The organism is Candidatus Izemoplasma sp., assembly GCA_036172455.1.
In the GTDB taxonomy this organism is placed as follows: Bacteria; Bacillota_I; Bacilli_A; order Izemoplasmatales; family Izemoplasmataceae; genus JAIPGF01.
Window position 1 is genome coordinate 95950 of record JAXKVY010000002.1, and the last position, 15703, is coordinate 111652.

11 protein-coding genes are annotated in these 15703 nt (G+C 33.6%); 6 read left to right on the forward strand and 5 right to left on the reverse strand.

Features of this window, described 5'->3' with window-relative positions; all coding sequences use genetic code 11:
• The first annotated feature begins 101 nt into the window (after positions 1-101).
• Positions 102-965 (forward strand): hypothetical protein, encoded by an 864-nt coding sequence (locus tag UMR38_03070; protein ID MEC9484842.1) that lies wholly within the window; start codon positions 102-104, stop codon positions 963-965.
• A 416-nt stretch (positions 966-1381) separates the two neighbouring features.
• Here the strand turns inward: UMR38_03070 and UMR38_03075 are convergent, their stop codons facing one another.
• From UMR38_03075 to UMR38_03085, 3 genes are all read right to left on the reverse strand, one after another.
• A complete protein-coding gene (locus tag UMR38_03075) occupies positions 1382-2578 on the reverse strand; it encodes an iron-containing alcohol dehydrogenase (protein MEC9484843.1) in 1197 nt (398 codons plus the stop codon).
• A gap of 379 nt (positions 2579-2957) precedes the next feature.
• The gene (locus UMR38_03080; protein ID MEC9484844.1) at positions 2958-5831 is read right to left on the reverse strand and encodes a glycosyltransferase; all 2874 of its coding nucleotides are present in this window, start codon (positions 5829-5831) and stop codon (positions 2958-2960) included.
• Positions 5824-7845: a response regulator gene (locus tag UMR38_03085; protein ID MEC9484845.1), complete on the reverse strand. Its 2022-nt coding sequence runs from the start codon at positions 7843-7845 to the stop codon at positions 5824-5826. The genes UMR38_03080 and UMR38_03085 overlap by 8 nt, the downstream gene beginning before the upstream one ends.
• Positions 7846-8665: 820 nt before the next feature.
• Between UMR38_03085 and UMR38_03090 the strand changes: the two genes are divergently transcribed.
• The 5 genes from UMR38_03090 to UMR38_03110 all read left to right on the forward strand — a co-directional run bounded on the left by UMR38_03090 (position 8666) and on the right by UMR38_03110 (position 12051).
• Positions 8666-9154 carry a permease gene (locus tag UMR38_03090; protein ID MEC9484846.1) on the forward strand — a complete coding sequence of 163 codons (489 nt, stop codon included), beginning with the start codon at positions 8666-8668 and terminating at the stop codon, positions 9152-9154.
• A complete protein-coding gene (locus tag UMR38_03095) occupies positions 9148-9684 on the forward strand; it encodes a permease (protein ID MEC9484847.1) in 537 nt (178 codons plus the stop codon). The genes UMR38_03090 and UMR38_03095 overlap by 7 nt, the downstream gene beginning before the upstream one ends.
• Before the next feature lie 329 nt (positions 9685-10013).
• Positions 10014-10712: a GNAT family N-acetyltransferase gene (locus tag UMR38_03100; GenBank protein MEC9484848.1), complete on the forward strand. Its 699-nt coding sequence runs from the start codon at positions 10014-10016 to the stop codon at positions 10710-10712.
• Between the two features lie 18 nt (positions 10713-10730).
• Positions 10731-11531, forward strand: coding sequence for a type II CAAX endopeptidase family protein (locus UMR38_03105; protein MEC9484849.1), 801 nt, complete (start codon positions 10731-10733; stop codon positions 11529-11531).
• A gap of 13 nt (positions 11532-11544) precedes the next feature.
• Complete coding sequence (locus tag UMR38_03110; GenBank protein ID MEC9484850.1) at positions 11545-12051, forward strand: hypothetical protein; 507 nt, start codon at positions 11545-11547, stop codon at positions 12049-12051.
• A gap of 148 nt (positions 12052-12199) precedes the next feature.
• Here the strand turns inward: UMR38_03110 and UMR38_03115 are convergent, their stop codons facing one another.
• Positions 12200-15082: a glycoside hydrolase family 3 N-terminal domain-containing protein gene (locus tag UMR38_03115; protein ID MEC9484851.1), complete on the reverse strand. Its 2883-nt coding sequence runs from the start codon at positions 15080-15082 to the stop codon at positions 12200-12202.
• A gap of 57 nt (positions 15083-15139) precedes the next feature.
• Positions 15140-15691 carry a hypothetical protein gene (locus UMR38_03120; GenBank protein MEC9484852.1) on the reverse strand — a complete coding sequence of 184 codons (552 nt, stop codon included), beginning with the start codon at positions 15689-15691 and terminating at the stop codon, positions 15140-15142.
• Positions 15692-15703 lie beyond the last annotated feature (12 nt).

Sequence of the window (15703 nt, forward strand, 5' to 3'; positions counted from 1 at the left end):
TTTGATATTTTGCTGTGACTGTTATAATGCTTATTTGTAGTTGTTTTCAATCAACGGTTCTAGTAAAATATAAGTAATAAAGGGCAATAAAAGGAGGAAAAATGAAGAAGATAATTGCGTTATCAATTCTTTTGTTTAGTATATTTTCAATATCTACAGAGACTACGCAAGCTGATTTCGGACCTAAAACTAGCGTTACAGTAACTATTGTTGGTGTTGATGTTGCTTATTCATTTGATTTATTAATAGAATATGGGAACGATGATTTATTTGAAGTCGATGATTATCAATTTGATCGATATTATAAAGAAACCTTTCCTGAAGAACTAATCACCTATCATGAAGATGGATTTGCTTCTTATTTCTTGTATTATGGGATTCCGAGTAATATTGATCAAGTTGATGAGCACACCTTTAATATGAGTTATATAGCCCCATCTAGTTTTAAAATTGTCATTGTCACAGAGACTGGAAATATCATTACTTCTGAATTTATCACAAAATCAACTTTTGACTCAGATATTACCTGGGATCTTAGTGGGGTTGATTTAACCACATCCCAAAATGATGTGGGAATATTATCGGGGAATATTGATGATCAAGACAATCAATTTTGGACATTGACCACACAAGTTATCTATCGTATTATTGGTACACTTATTGTTGAGTTAGGGCTTTTATTCTTATTTATGTATCGTAAAAAGCACACCTTTAAAATTGTCACAATCACAAATATCATTACTCAGTTGGTACTATCCATATTCACGGTGAATGCATACATTTATGGTGGTAGTCTTGTGTTCTTGTTTGCACTTCTCTTCGGAGAATTTATTGTAATTTCTGCCGAAGCAATTATTTATCTTATGACATTTAAAGAGAAACCAAAATGGCTGTCAATCATCTATGTTTTACTCGCAAATATCCTTTCGCTTATAATCAGCGTTGTACTAACAGGTGCCATTTAATTAAAAAAGAGTGCTTCAAAAGCACTCTTTTTTGATGGTCAACGATATTTTGTTTTAACTAAGGCTTATATGTAAACGTGGTTAGTTACTTTCAAACATATTATATAGGGTTTATTGGCAAGTTTTACCGATATTTCTTGTGATTTTCGAATTGTTTATAAATTGTTTTAATTAAGAAATTATTTGTAATTCTATTCTAATAATATTTGGTCTTTTTGATAGACTTTCTGAGTTTTTAATATTATAAGTCAGTATTTTTTTATTTATATCGAGATAAATAATATACTTATAATTATTATGGTCAATTTTTTATTAATTATATAAAACGCTATTTCAAGCCTATCAACTTGAATCATGCTTTTTGTCATAATACAATATTGCTTTTATTTGTGTTTTCTTAAATCATTAATATCTAACTATCTTGTTGTATATACTTGTTTTTCACTAGCTAGTTCATAAATTTTTCTGGCGTCATCCAAGGTTAGTGTCATAAAATTACCAAATGATTCCCCACGATTAATTTTGAGTTTTTCAATCAGTTTAGGGATATCTTCTTTTTTTGCATCGGCTTCTTCTAAGGTCGTTGGCATACCAATTTCTTTGAAGAACCCAACCAATCTTAAAATCCCTTCTTCAGCAACGTCTTTTTTATGATCGTAATTATGCGGTACGCCAAACACTTCAGTGGCTAAACGGTAATACCGATCGACATCTTGATTTAGTGTATACCGCATATATGCTGGGAATATTACCGCAAGACCTGCCCCGTGCGTCATATCATATAAGGCACTTAATTCATGTTCAAGACCATGGGTTGTCCACTCTTCTTCACGACCAACACCAAGTATACCATTATGCGCAATTGTCCCTGCCCAACAAATCGTTGCGCGGGCTTCATAATTATTTGGATCTGTGACAATCACACGAGCGGCTTCCATAATTGAGATTAATGTACTCTCCATTAAACGATCGGTTAAGACAACATCTTTAGAGTTTGAAATATAGCGTTCAAAGATATGGGCCATCATATCTGAAATCCCTGCGGCTGTATGCCACATCGGTAATGTGTAGGTTAATTCTGGATTAATAAAACTAAAGACAGGACGTAACAAGTCAGATCCCATACCCCGTTTTAATCCTTCACTTTCTTTGGTAATAACGGTTGCGCTTGATCCTTCAGATCCAGCAGCCGGAATAGTAAGAATAACCCCTACAGGTAATGCTTCTTCTACAACCGCCTTTCTATCATAAAAGTCCCAGAAGTCGCCATCATATTTTACGCCTGCGGCAATCGCTTTCGCAGAATCAATTACACTCCCGCCACCAACAGCTAAGACAAAATCAACGTTCTCTTTTTGACATAACTCGATGCCTTCATACACTAAAGAATCAACAGGATTCGGTTTTACCCCACCTAATTCAACAAACTCAATCTTTTCTTCATTCAACGCATTAACGACAGTATCATATAATCCCGTTTTCTTAATACTTCCCCCACCATAATGAAAGAATACTTTGTTTACCCCTTCTTTTTTTAACCGTTTGCCAATATCTTTTTCTACATCTTGTCCAAAAATAAATTCTGTTGGACTATAAAACTTAAAATTATCCATCGTATCACTCCTCTTAATTATTATAACATACTTTAATAAATTTGAAACTTAACTACATATACAAAAAAGTAGCCATTCCGGTGGTCATCTCAAAATCATTTAAGATTTTATTGGATGAAAATGACTCAAAAAATACACGTGATGCAAAAGAATCACACAAAATACACTTTCACTTAAAAAATGGCAAAACCACCATAGAGGTTCCACCACTTTTCTAAAGACTATTAATGTATCCTTTATTTTCTACTATTATTTAACACTAGTACGACCCCGATGAAATTGTGGATAACGTCTCACACATCAACATGATTAAAGTAACTTTGTTAAATCTAAAAATCATTAGTTGTGATTATTTTTTAGATACGACGCTCAAATGTATCTATTTTTTAAATCCTGTACGTTTCATAGCGCCCCACTTGCCACTATTTTTTAAAGCAGAGAAAAAACTTTTGACACGATGAATACTAACCATTTGACGGTATCCTAAGTTTTCCAAAAAAGCGTATGCAATTAACCATAAGGTTACTTTTCGATTGGTATATCGGTTTTTAGATTCATTCACATAAAGAGCTGATAAAGATAACACAATGCCATAAAAGATTGTGATCAGGAAAATTCCCAGTACAATATATGGTGATAATACACCAAGTGCAAGCCCAGTTAAAAGCATGGCATATCCAATTGTTTCTAAGAAAGGACCAACCATCTCAAAGAAGAAAAAGTATGGCATCCCGACCATCCCAGGGATTTTATATTTGTAATCAAAGATCATTTTACGATGAAAGTGTAAAATATCAATAAGCCCGCGATGCCATCGATTTCGTTGACGGAAAAGGATTTTAAAAGAACTTGGTAATTCAGTAAAACACATCGCATGATATACATAAGAAACACGATACTGTTCTTTGTTCTGTAGCGCATTGTTTGTCAAGCGTACAACTAGTTCCATGTCTTCTCCTACAGAATCCTTTTTGTAAACACCACTGCTTGAGAGATACCCACCGACTTCAATGATTTTGATCTTGTCAAAAATACCAAATGCTCCCGATATAAGCAATAGGCTATTAATTTCCGACCACCCTAAACGACCACTATTAAACGCACGCATGTATTCGAGTGTTTGCATCTTGACAATGGGATTCTTCCCAAGGTTGAAAGTTTCAACTTTCCCATGATCAATCGTACACCCATTTACTGGTGCAATTTGACCACCTATAGCAATATGGGGTTTTGGATAATCTAAGGTGATCGATATCGCTCTAAGCAGTGAGTCACTTTCAAGTAAACTGTCCGCATCAATCCCACAAATATATTGTTTAGAGCTATAGTTAATTCCTACATTTAATGCATCCGCTTTTCCCCCATTGATCTTGTCGATTACCTTAAGTTTCGGAATAAACGTGTTAGTGTAAATACCACGAACAAATTTTGTTTGTAATTTTTGTATATTAACAGGGTTTTTTCGCTCTAACTCAAAATACTCAATGAGTGTTTGTAGTGTCTTGTCACTTGAACCATCATTTACCACAATTACCTCATAATCTGGATATTTTAAATTCAACAATGATTTAACACTTTCAATAATAGATATTTCTTCATTGTATGCGGGGGCAATCACTGAGATTCCTGGTAACAAGCGATTCTCAAATAACATCGTGTTAGATTTAATATTCCACAGTGCAATTTGTTTTTTTGTGGAGAAAAATGACACAATGACAAATGTGATATAAATAGTGTTAAGAATTATAAAATATATTGCTAAGTTGTAATTAATGTTAATGATTAAATCATAAATCAAAGACATTCCCTTTAAGGTTAGAATTATATCATATGAATTAATAAGATAAAATATAGGATAAATCAGTAATGTAATAACAAGAATTACAAGCATCCAAACTATTTTGTTAATATCAATCGGATTAACTTGTCGTTCATTTTGGATTGGTTCTGCACGAGAGGTGCCAAGTTGTTCTAACAAAGATTTATCTAAATACATTCTCACTTCATGTTCAAATTCAGAATCTCTATCCATTTCAGATTTAAGTACCGGTAACAGTTTTTGTCTAATGGAGTCATCCTTATTCTCATTTAAAAAATCAATGATAGCTGCTGACTTTTGAAGACGGATCATTCTACTTGTTATCTTACGAATGATTTTTTCCTCATCGTGAATCTTGTAAAGGATATAGTCCGTGACACTTGATAAAGCTAATACAATGATATCTTTTTGATTATCAGAGATTTGTTTTTCAAATTCATTTAGCAACTTATTTATATAAGATTTATCGCGTTTAATAATAACTAAAATAGTATCTGCAATTTGCTCTTTACCAATAGCCGAATCAGCCAAGCTTAATAACTCTAAAATGGCATCAAACGAGTGTTCATCACGGTATAACTTTAAAGCATATAAACGGACCCATTCTTTTTTACAAAGTGCTAATTCGGATAAATTCAAATATGATCGGTCAATATTAAAAATAGCTTTCATACTGGCTTTATTCAATAACGTTTCGATATCATCTTTTGCCCAATCACCCATGATACGATCACGATGTGTTTCAAAATATGTTTGCACATATTGTTGTAAAAACGCGTTATTGTGATGCTCCGCAATTGATAATAGCAATAGAATAATTTCATTCTCTTCTCGATGTTCTAGGTTGAATAGATACGTATTGTTTAAGTTGAACCGATTGATGATTAATGCTGTAATTTTTTTCTGATAGTCCATAGAACTACCCACTAAGCTCTCTACGACATGTAAAAAAGCATCTTTATGTGTGTATTTTATGAGTGAATACACAATATAAAATTGTACTGATTCATCTTTTTCTTTTTGCAATCGTTGGACGAGTATATCGTAGACATCATTATAACGAAAAAGACCCAAATAATAAGCAGATAATATACGCTTTGTGCGCGAATATGAATTAAGATTTTTCCGATAGTATGCATATAGTTTAGTGTCTTTTAGGTCGTTTAAAATATGTTTGCGTAAGCGTGGTGGGAAATGAATTTGATCTTCCATACGATAAAACTCTTGTAACATAAAACGTTTATTGGTAGGGGGTTCAACTGTAGTATCACCCTTAAAGTATCGATTATTGATATAATCTCGAGTACGATATATCAGTTTATTATGTAATTCAGTTCGTCGTCGCTGCAGTAAGATGAGGATCACAAGAAAGATGATAGCAACAGAAAAGAATCCTAAAATTGAACCAATAATTAAATATACAAGGTCATCCATTTTTAATCTCCCTTCGTTGTAAACGTTGAACTAGACCAACGATTTCTTCGTGATAAAATGGTTTTTGTACAATAAAATCAATATCTAAATGATTGGCTTTAATGATCGAGTTATGATTTTTATTGTGGGATACTAAAATAAATGGAATATTTGCATACTTTGTCGTTTCATTCAATTGTTTTTTTAAAGCAAACCCATCTAATTTGGACAGGTTAATTTCTGAAATTATCACATCAATACGTTGTTTCTCAATAATGGTCATCGCTTCATAAACATCTTGAGCAATCACCACATCATAGTTATGTAATTGAAAGACTCGCATTAAGATATTTTGATAAATATCATCCTCATCGATAAGAAGAATCTTGCCATCAAAAAGCTCACTTTCATTTTGATGGTCCACTATATGACCTCCACCATATCGTTGTGATTCAATCATTCTGGTTTCTAACTTTGTAAACAGTTCATTAACCTGATCATCAATGTCTATGGATACAAGTTCAGATAAGCGAACGATACTAATAGATACTGATATTTGTTCTATAAAAGAATCTGATTCACCAAGCTCATTACGCAGTTCTAATGCTTTCGAATAAATAGTGGAAATATCCGATTTTGGTAAATAGATAAAAAATCCTGCACCAAAGTGTTTGAAAACCAATGTTTCTGTGTTCGTAATATCCTTAATTTTAACACTTGCAATTCGTATCGTTTCATCACCAATCCGAATCGTATGTTCAGCGTTGATTTCATCCATATTATCTATGGAGATGTAAATGACTCCATTGATATCATTGATCACTTCATCGGATTGTAAATCTTCGCGAACAAGTTCTTTAAAAGCATCAGTTAATCGGAGATTCGTAATCTGACAACGTAAATCATCTTGATCCCCTTGTCCCTTGTTTTCTGAAATAGCATCAATTTTCTTAAGCATCTCTTCTTTTTCTGCTTCTAGCTGTGATAATTTCATCGATGAATCTACTGCTTGTGCTTGATAAATTTTAGGGGGCTTAACATTGTATAGCCGCACAATTTTCTTTACAACCGATTCCAATATTGCCAACCACTCATGCCCTTTTTTAAGATAAATCTGTTCAAAAAAGTGGTTCCATAATCGATATTTGTTCTCGTGTTGTGATATAACAGATAACGTTTCGGGATCGATCTCAATAGTTGTATTGTCAAACACCTCTAAGATTTCATCGATTGAGTACAGGTTATTAAGTCGTAACAACATTTGATTTAAAAACGAATGAAAATTATATTCTCTGCGGTTGTTTTTAACATTCACTACTTGATATGAGTTGTTATAAAAATTGAGTTTATATAAAAATACAATGGATTTTCGTACTTGTTCATCACGTAAAATCGACCCATGTTGAGGTAATATATATAAAATATCCATTTTTAGTAGTTTTTTCATGATCGGACGAATAAAATCACTACTAGGCATATAATTCTCATGATAAGTCGCCATTGCTTCGTTATAATCTTCTCCTGCGAACAGTTCCCATCCCTTACTATAACCACCAAATAAATCACCAGAAAAGAGTGATTTTGATTGGGTATCATATGTCAAAAAGTTACCAGAATAATGGGTGAATGGGGCACGAATGAATTCAAGAACGCGACCCGTGTTAAGACGTAATTGCTTGTTGTGTTGCTGCAATGAGTATATCGGTGATGTAATTCCATAATATTTAAGTATATTGTAGGTTCGCCAATCACACACTACTTTGGCATGTAGTCCTGCTTTTTCAAAGAGTGGCAATGAACTGGCTAGGTCGGGATCAGGATGACTTATCACAATATACGTAATCTTATCCAAAGAGATATAGTGTTCGACATTCTTTTTAACTTCCTCAAAATCCAATACAGAACCAGGCTCAAATAACACCGCTTGGTCATCTTCAATTAAAAGATATGGATTACAGTGGATATAACTAATTTGTGACTTTGTGCCAACATAAAAAATACCATGTTGTTCCAATCGTTCTAATGCAACTTTCATATGATCACTCCATTATCATCTTACACATATTATATCATATTAAACTTTTCACTAAATGGTTTTATTATACTATTCATCCCATTCATTTATTCATAACTCATAATCTAACAAATTATCTAAAACAACATTTTCATAATCTTCAATATTCTAAAAGGTATCGTCATCTTTAACACTCAAGCAATGTCCAAGCTATAAAACTTCTATGGTTTTTGAGATTCAGCACTATCCATGTCATTTAGACCATCTCGCCTAAATCTCATTAAGTGTCATTCGTTGTCCATTTTGGGTTAGGGATACAAATTGAGAAATCATGCTTTAAGGCTGGTCTCTTTGACTCTATGATGTGACATAGAGTCCTTTAACCATATTTGGTTTATGACAATAAATCAATCCGATCAATCTCTTGAATGCGCATCTTGTGTTTTATCCGTTTTTATATATAGTACTGCAGTCACCCAGAAAGATTCACACATGATGGTGATTAAGTATATATGCTTAAACAACCTGCTATCGTCGACTTTATTTTTTTTGAATGTTGGGGGTTGTTTTTTTAAATTAAAAGGGATCCCTAGCCTATTCCTAAAGACATAAGGAAAAACTCTTCCACTTTATAATAGCAAGCAGATTAGATGCTAATCTATACTATCCAATAACGCAAAATAAATATTTTAATCTATTTTCTTATTAATCTAAGTATATCCTATTAAATCACATATGAAAAGCCCAAATGTGACCTGCTTTGATAAAAATACTTCTTATACAAACTTTTTACTTGCTTAATTAAGATAACTTACGTATACTAGATTTTGGAGTTGATACGATGAGCATAGAAACGATCATTATTTATGGTATAGCAATTATTTTACTCGTTATATCATTTATAAAAGATAAACAGAAAACAGCGTTAGCTATTAAAAAAGGGTATAAAAAGTTTATGAAGATCTTACCTGTCTTATTACCACTTTTTTTATTGATTGGAATTATTCTAACAGTCATTACACCAGTCTTTATTACACGTGTGCTTGGTGAAGAAAGTGGCTTCTTAGGTTACGTGATTGGCCTTACGTTAGGGAGTATTACCTTTATGAGTCCCTTTGTAGCCTACCCATTAGGGGCAGAACTCATTGAGCAAGGCGCAGCCTTACCACAAATTGCTGGCTTTTTAGTGACGTTAATGAGTGTAGGAATTGTCTATTATGCAATGGAATCAAAGTATTTTAATAAGAAAGCGGCTATTTACAGAAATGTGATTAGTTTTATAGGTGCGATTGTCGTCGTACTCGTGGTCTTGGTGATGCAGTCATGGTAAAACTATTGAAGCAAAATAAATTTTTAACACTAGGGATTGTATTATTAATCATTCTTAGTATTATTGATATCAGACTAACCTACACGGCATTAGAAAATACGGTTTTTCAAATTACAACAATGTTACTTATTATTCCACCCATTTTTATTATTATTGGACTCTTTGATGTCTGGGTACCAAGAGAAACGATTATAGAACATATGGGTGAAGAATCTAAAGCCAAAGGAATGGTTTTAGCGTTCTTCTTAGGAGCATTTAGCGCCGGACCCACCCTCGTTGCGTTTCCTATAGCGCATTTAATGCTTAAAAAAGGCGCTAAATATTCCAATGTCATCTTCTTTTTAATGGTTTGGAGTAGTTTAAAACTTCCAATCATCTTCTTCCAGATTACAGCTATTGGATATTATTTGCCTGCAATTATTAATATTACAATGTTAATTGTCTTTATTATTAGTTCCTTATTAACAGATATCTTTTTCACTAAAAAAGATAAAGAACTGTATTATGAAAAAGCAAATAAGTCAGAATAGCTTAGAGCAACATATTTAGGTACTAAACAATAACGACAGGTCGTTTTTTAACAGTAAAATAATACCTCTATAGTAAACACGATAAATAAGCAAATAATCAAACGGATTATGAGTATATATTTATAGATGTGATTTTAGAGGTATTTTTATATGGGAAGAACAACCATTTTAGCAAACCAAGTTAATGTATCATTTATCCAATGTAGTAAAAACAAGGCTTATAGATTGTGACTTTTAATAAACCAACCTTTTTATAGATAAGCCTTTATGATTGGCTGCTTCTTTGATAAAATAGAGTCAGTTATCAATGACTAAAGGACGGTAAAGCTATGCATCATTTTAAGGACTATACACATAGTAAGGCAATTATAGCATCACACCTAAATAACATGTATCCCCACCAACTTATAGATATAGAAACGTATCAGATTCTTTTTACATCTGTTGATTTTCACTTTGTTTGTGGGATACCACCAAAAGATTCTACTGTATTTAAACAACACTTATCATCATATATCCATACGCAAAATGTCTCTGAACTTATTTTTTTTGAAGATAATAAAAAGTGGCAATCATTTTTAACATCATTATTTAAAAAGATTAATGGCGTAATTGATACACGGATTGAATATCAACTCAATAAAGAACAGTTTTTACACCTGTTAAATAGACATCACTTTAAACACAAGATCATACTGGATTACATAACAGAACACGGATCAACCAAAAAGTTTCCTATCGCAAAAGTAGTAAAAAATGGAAAAACAGTGAGTTATTGCAAAGGGTTCTTGATGGGAAATGGGTATGTTGAACTAGATGTCTTTACTGATGATATTTATAGACGTCAAGAGATGGCTTACGAGTCCTGTCTAACATTAATGCATTATTTATTAAGGCATAATCTCACCCCGTCATGGAGTGCGTGGAAAGCTAAAGCATCTTCCCATCAACTCGCTAAACGATTGGGTTTCCATAATCCAACTGAGATGCCGGCATATATATGGATAAAAGATTTTGGCATGTTTTAATTGATTAAGGAGGATATGATGACAAAGACAAAACGATTGGTTTTATTTTTCTTATTTACGTATGTATTTACTTGGTTCTTTTGGGGCATATCGTTACTTGACTCAAAAGCCATCATTCAAAGTCCGATACCTGGGAATCTCTTCGGTATAATCGGAACATTTGGGCCTAGTATAATTGGCGTTATCTTTTTAATTAAATTTGATGAGAGAAAGTTCTTAAATATACTTAAAGAAACCTTTATTTTAAAAGGCGATCTTAAGTGGAAATTGCTTGCGATTTGTTTAATGCCACTTATTCTTGGATTAAGTTATATTATTTCGCGCTATCTATTTAAGGTAGACTATACATTAGAATGGTTTAAAACCCCACACATGATCCCCATTGTCTATCTATTTATTCTCTTTTTAGGAGGCCCTTTAGGTGAAGAAATTGGATGGCGCGGTTATGCATTAAAAGAACTATTAATAAAACACAACCCTTTTGTTTCTAGTATAATCCTTGGGCTCATTTGGACTTGTTGGCATATTCCGGCATTCTTTATTGAAGGTAGCGCCCAACAAGGCATTCCGTTTTACTTGTATACAATTAACACCGTTATTTTAACGTTTATTATTACCTTATTATATATTAAAACACATTACAGGATCTCCGCAGCGCTATACTTTCATGCGAGCGCAAACTTTGCGCTTGGTATTTTTTACATTATAGATGAACCCCTAGGACTTCTATTCACAGCGATATTTATCATTGGCACGTTTATCTTCTTACTCGTTAAGTATTCAGATCTCTGGTTCCAACCACATACAAAAAATAGTTAAATAGGTGAACACAATGACAAAAACACATAAAAAAGCAACCATTATTATGGGGCCACCAGGCATCGGTAAAACGTCTGTCGCTAAGGTCCTTTATCAACGTATTAACGCGTCACAATATATTGATGCGGATGATTTATGGCGAATTCATCCATTTATCGTCGATGACAATAATAAACAAATGGTTGAATCCAATATCAAACATCTCTATCAAACATTTGTCGATAACCCAAATTTATCGCATATGATCTTTACATGGGTAATTCCCCATGAACCATTATTTAACCTTGTTAATGAATGGTTTCATAAGACGGATAATACCTTTATTTTACTAACAGCAAATAAAGCTATCTACCATTCACGTTTAATCAAAGATGATCGAGATCTTTCTATCTTAAATGACTTACCAGCTATCAACGCTAACTATGATAAGATGGATGTCAAAAGGATTGATACCACTGAGTTGACAATTAAACAAATCGTCGATACAATCATATCTTTGATTAGTGAAATACGTCATTAGCATTAGCAATAATATTGATAATCCTTGCATCGGTTTGCACACTTTACAAAACTCTTTTATATACATAGTTAATAAGAAAAGACCTTTGACTTTTTTCGTCTAAGGTCTTTTCTGTCTATGATTATCATAAATAAGAGGTTGAAAAAAATTATTGTGTTTGTTGTTTGTGTTTCTTTAGTTTCATTGTTGTTTTAACAATGATAACAGAAGCTCCTATAAGAGCGAATCCATCGAGTATGTATAATGTTTTTTGCCACCATGGCATTATTTCGATAATTATAGATTCACTAGATAAGCCATTCATAGCATTGCTTTGAGCAACTGAATAAGCAATATTCTTGGTTGAGTTAAATACATTTGTCATGACTGTTGGATTATCAGTGTAGTCTGACATCTTCCACAATGTAGAGTTCGTATTCAACCATAAGTTAGTACCAGCATCTAATCCGGATATAATATCTTGATACAACATCGCTGGAACACTTGCTTGATCAGTTATCACAAGTCCTTCAAATCCCCATTCGTTTCTTAATACATTGGTCATCAAGCCCTTATGAGCCCCACTCCATCTCGCACCAAGACGATTCATTGAAGCCATAACAGCATGTGTACCGCCTTCTTTAGTAGCAATCTCAAATCCCTTTAAGAATATTTCTCTAATAGATTGTTCATTAGCAAAGTAGGCACCACCAAAGCGATTAACTTCTTGATCATTCAACGCAAAGTGTTTCATGTATGTCATCACACCTTTATCATTAGCGCCAGATATAACTTGACTTGCCATAATTCCTGACAAGAAAGGATCTTCAGAATAGTACTCATAGTTCCGTCCACTATATGGCGAACGGTGGATGTTTATTCCTGGTGCATACCAGCCGGTAACTCCAATTTGTAAACTATCCTCACCAATCATTCTTCCTATTTCATTAAGTAGTTCTTGATTCCAGGTCGCAGCCATTTGCAGTGGGGTTGGATAAGCCATACCTCTTCGACCTGGTATCAGTGTATCTGAGAAACCAGCAGTTCCATCTTTTGCAGCAGTTGGCGGCAAGCCAATTTTACTTGAACTAACAGTACCATAGCCTCCTAGTCTAACAATACGCGTCATATCTGATAAACTTAATTGTCCAATCAAGGCTTCCCAACGGGGGTCATTGTAATCAGCATCAATTAAGTCTGCAAGTTGTAATTCCCCATAGACTTCACTAATTGTCGAATTGAGAGGCATAGTTGCATTGGGATCATTGATGACTTCTTCTCCACGATAAAAGGTTAAATCGTCAAGTAACTCACTAGATGCTTCCCAAGATCCATTTTCATATAGTTCAGGCCATGTATCAACCCAGTTTGAACGAGATAAATATGTAAAGTTATCATCATAATAATGAATTGAGGTGTCATCAAACTGGTTCGTAATAGGCATCTCTGTAACTATAGAATGAGCATACATACCTGGATCAAACGACTCTACATCATATTGATATACCATTGTTTCATTACCGGCAACTTCTTTACTAGGCGATGGAACTAAAATACTTGAAAGACTATCATCTTTAGCTAACAAAATATTATTAATTGCCCCATGAGCATCTTTTGCTGCAGTGAAATAATATGTCCCATCATCTAAAATATATGTTTCTTCATTATAAGCATCATAACTCTTCATGTGTTCTTTATCAATTTCAATAACTATTGTTTCAGATTCATTTGGCTCTAACAACTGCGTTTTACTAAAACCAACTAACTCTACCGATGCTTTTTCAATCTGATTTTGTTGATCATAAGATGTATACGGTGATTGCATATACAGTTGGACAACATCTTTCCCGGCAACGTCCCCAGTATTTGTGACTGTTATAGAGGCTGTGAAGTGGGTTGTATTTTCAGAGACTTGATAATTACTCCATTCAAAGGAAGTATAACTTAAGCCATATCCGAAAGGAAATTGCACTTCATTTTCGTACTGATAACTACCAGCATTCCCTTGATTTAAGACTTTATCTTCATACCTGGTTTCATAATATCTATATCCAATATAAATACCTTCAGCATAGACTAAATAATCTTCACCTTTATCAACTGAAGAATTACTTATTGTATAATCTCCAAAATTAACTGCTGATGGTGCGGATGCCGAATCATAGGCAAAAGTATCTACAACACGCCCGGATGGATTAACTTCCCCATTTAAAATTCTACCAACAGCTTTAGCACCTGTTTGACCTAAGCCACCTATCCATAATGCGGCATTAATCGGATACTCTTCTAAAATGCCTAATTCAAGTGGACTATTACTGTTTACAACCAATATAATCGTTTCAAAATGTTCAACTGCTAGTTCAATCATGTCTCTTTCATTTTGATCAATCTCCAAGTAACGGTAACCATTATCCATTGGTTCTAAAGGTAAATCTGAGCTTTCTCCACCAGACCGACCGAGAAAAATAATAGCAGCATCATTATAATTATCAAAACTATTAATAACACTATCGGTATATTCTGAGCGTGGCACTTCATTTACTGCATACTCGCCTGACCCTGTTACTGAAGTGACTTCTTTTCGATAATCACTGCCAGGCCCCTCTTCATAGAAATCCCATAAGTCTTGGTTAATGGTAAACCCAGCGTCCTCAAATGATTCTTTTAACGTAGTTGCAGTAGATGTGTTTACTGCCCCAGAACCGTGCCCACCATAAACTGGATCAACAGAGTTTTGGCCCAATAAACTTATATGAGTAATATTATCTACTAAAGGTAATGCACCGTCATTGCTCAATAACACTGCACCTTCTTCAACAATCTTTTGTCCTAATTCAGCTTGATATGCATTCAATTCATCAATTGAATCGAAATCACTTTCATAGATATCTTCAACTCGATTCTCAATCCGATACGTTTTTGCATCTAGTACATTAGATATGAGTGTTGAGTATATACCAGTGGCAATCGTAATTGCCGCAAATAAAACAATCAATATTACTGCTAATAGGTATTTAATAATTGCACTTTTTACAATATTTTTTTGATTCATAAAATCCTCCTAGTAATAGTTTAGTGCAAAGGCAGCAAGGCTGCCTTTGCGTAAAAACTACTCATCACTACTAATTGCTAATTGTGATGTTTCTTCATTTAATGCATTTGTAACAATTTCAAAATCTTTGGTTGGAACATATGAGAAGAATCCTTTTTCAGTTTCAACCATAATTCCTCCACCAAGTTCGACTGTAGAGAAATCTTCAACATTTGCAGAATCATAATTAAATGCATATCCACCCATGGTCGAATATGATGTATAAATAGCACGTGTTGGATCATTTAAAGTTAGTGGAATGAATCCATCTACAGCTTCACCTTTTTCATACGTACCATAGTATTCCCATACGGTTGATCCTCCATTTGCACCACCAATAATACTTACTGATGTATTAACTACTTTATAAGTACCATCACTGTAAAGATTAACTAAGTAAACAGAGTGTGTGTCTCCTAAAACTGTTCCTTGATACTCAAATGGAACAGTATCACTGTAAGTGTGACTACTCTCTAAAGTAGCAGCTTCTTCATTACCACATGCTGCTAATGTGAAGATAGCTCCTAAAACTACAAATGCCATTAAAAATCTTTTGAAACCTTTTTTCATTTTTAACTCTCC

Coding starts and splice junctions, on each gene's coding strand:
- UMR38_03070 (MEC9484842.1), top strand. CDS start 102: ATGAAGAAGATAATTGCGTTATCAATTCTTTTGTTTAGTATATTTTCA.
- UMR38_03075 (MEC9484843.1), bottom strand. CDS start 2,578: ATGGATAATTTTAAGTTTTATAGTCCAACAGAATTTATTTTTGGACAA.
- UMR38_03080 (MEC9484844.1), bottom strand. CDS start 5,831: ATGGATGACCTTGTATATTTAATTATTGGTTCAATTTTAGGATTCTTT.
- UMR38_03085 (MEC9484845.1), bottom strand. CDS start 7,845: ATGAAAGTTGCATTAGAACGATTGGAACAACATGGTATTTTTTATGTT.
- UMR38_03090 (MEC9484846.1), top strand. CDS start 8,666: ATGAGCATAGAAACGATCATTATTTATGGTATAGCAATTATTTTACTC.
- UMR38_03095 (MEC9484847.1), top strand. CDS start 9,148: ATGGTAAAACTATTGAAGCAAAATAAATTTTTAACACTAGGGATTGTA.
- UMR38_03100 (MEC9484848.1), top strand. CDS start 10,014: ATGCATCATTTTAAGGACTATACACATAGTAAGGCAATTATAGCATCA.
- UMR38_03105 (MEC9484849.1), top strand. CDS start 10,731: ATGACAAAGACAAAACGATTGGTTTTATTTTTCTTATTTACGTATGTA.
- UMR38_03110 (MEC9484850.1), top strand. CDS start 11,545: ATGACAAAAACACATAAAAAAGCAACCATTATTATGGGGCCACCAGGC.
- UMR38_03115 (MEC9484851.1), bottom strand. CDS start 15,082: ATGAATCAAAAAAATATTGTAAAAAGTGCAATTATTAAATACCTATTA.
- UMR38_03120 (MEC9484852.1), bottom strand. CDS start 15,691: ATGAAAAAAGGTTTCAAAAGATTTTTAATGGCATTTGTAGTTTTAGGA.